This is a genomic window from Pontimicrobium sp. MEBiC01747 (genome assembly GCF_053601635.1).
In genome coordinates this window covers 1-1,721 of the sequence record NZ_JBSHNS010000077.1, presented here as the reverse complement: position 1 = coordinate 1,721, position 1,721 = coordinate 1, and the positions used below count along the sequence as shown (strand labels likewise).

Annotated in this window: 1 protein-coding gene; it reads right to left on the bottom strand. The window is 35.1% G+C overall.

What is annotated here, in order from left to right:
- The coding region (locus ACVC2P_RS01275) for a DNA topoisomerase (protein WP_452596672.1) at positions 1-1,721 on the bottom strand (1,721 nt) is incomplete at both ends.

The window sequence follows — 1,721 nt, the reverse complement described above, 5'->3', positions numbered from 1 at the left end:
ATAAACATGTTGTTCCATTTAATAAATGGTCCAAAACGTCCTTTTCCTTTTTGAACAGGCAACTCTTTATATATATAAATAGGAGCGTCTGCTTTTTGCTTCTCTTTTATTAATACAATAGCTTCATCTAATTCTACTGTTAAAGGATCTTTTCCTTTAGGTAAAGAAATATAAGCTTTGCCATGTTTTACATAAGGACCAAAGCGCCCATTATTAACCACAACTTCTTCATCTTCATAGGTTCCTAGTTTTTTTGGAAGCTGGAATAAATCCATAGCTTCTTCAAAGGTAATGCTCCCTAATTGTTGGTCTGGCCCTAAACTAGCAAAAGTTGGTTTATCTTCATCATCTACAGTTCCCATTTGCACCATTGGCCCAAACTTACCTAAACGTACACTTACTCGCTTTCCTGTTTTTGGGTCTTCTCCTAATATTCGCTCACCTGATTCTCTTTCTGCATTTTCCTGAACATCTACTACTTTAGGATGAAAATCTTTATAAAAAGATTTCATTACTTTTTTCCAATCTGCTTTACCTTCTGCAATATCATCAAATTGGTCTTCTACATTTGCTGTAAAACTGTAATCTAAAATAGTCTCAAAATGATTTACTAAAAAATCGGTTACAATCATTCCAATATCAGTAGGAACAAGTTTACCCTTGTCTGACCCTACTTTTTCTGTCAATAATTTTTCATTAACAGCATTATTTTTCATTACTAATTGCGTGTAATCGCGCTCTACACCTTCAACTGTACCTTTTTCAACATATTTTCTATTTTGTATTGTTGAAATGGTTGGTGCGTATGTAGATGGACGCCCTATACCAAGCTCTTCTAATTTTTTAACAAGCGATGCTTCTGTAAAGCGATATGGCGGTCTTGTAAAACGTTGTGTTGCCGTTATATGATTATTAAGTAGTGTTTCGTTTACCTTTAACGCTGGTAACATTCCATCTTGTTCTGTATCATCATCATCGGTTCCTTCTAAATATACTTTTAAGAATCCGTCAAACTTAATAACTTCTCCATTTGCTGTAAATGTATCATTATGCGAAGCTGCACTAATTTTAACATTAGTTCTTTCTAATTGTGCTTCACTCATTTGCGATGCAATGGCACGTTTCCATATTAACTCATACAAACGTGTTTGGTCATAATCCAAACCTGCAGAATGTGCTGCAAAATTTGTTGGACGTATAGCTTCGTGAGCTTCTTGCGCTCCTTTTGCTTTCCCTTTATAGTTTCTTTCTTTACTATATTCTTTCCCGTAAGCTTTTACTATTTCTTCTTGCGCGCCTTTTCTTGCCTCATCAGATAGATTAACACTATCTGTTCTCATATAAGTAATTAAACCGGCTTCGTATAACCGTTGCGCCATAGTCATAGTTTTACTTACTGAAAAGTATAATTTCCTTGAGGCTTCTTGTTGTAAGGTAGATGTTGTAAATGGTGCCGCAGGTGCTTTTTTAGCGGGTTTTTTCTCTAACCCTTCTACTTTAAATGTCGTATTTGTGTTTGCTTCTAAAAAAGCTATTGCTTCTTCTTTTGTTTTGATAGCCTTAGGAAGCTTTGCTTTAAAAGATTGTCCAGCTTCGTTAGAAAACTCAGCATCTACTCTATAAGAGGCTTCCGTTTTAAAGTCTTGAATTTCTCGTTCTCTTTCTACAATTAATCTTACAGATACAGATTGTACTCTTCCTGCAGATAGCCCTCCTTTTAC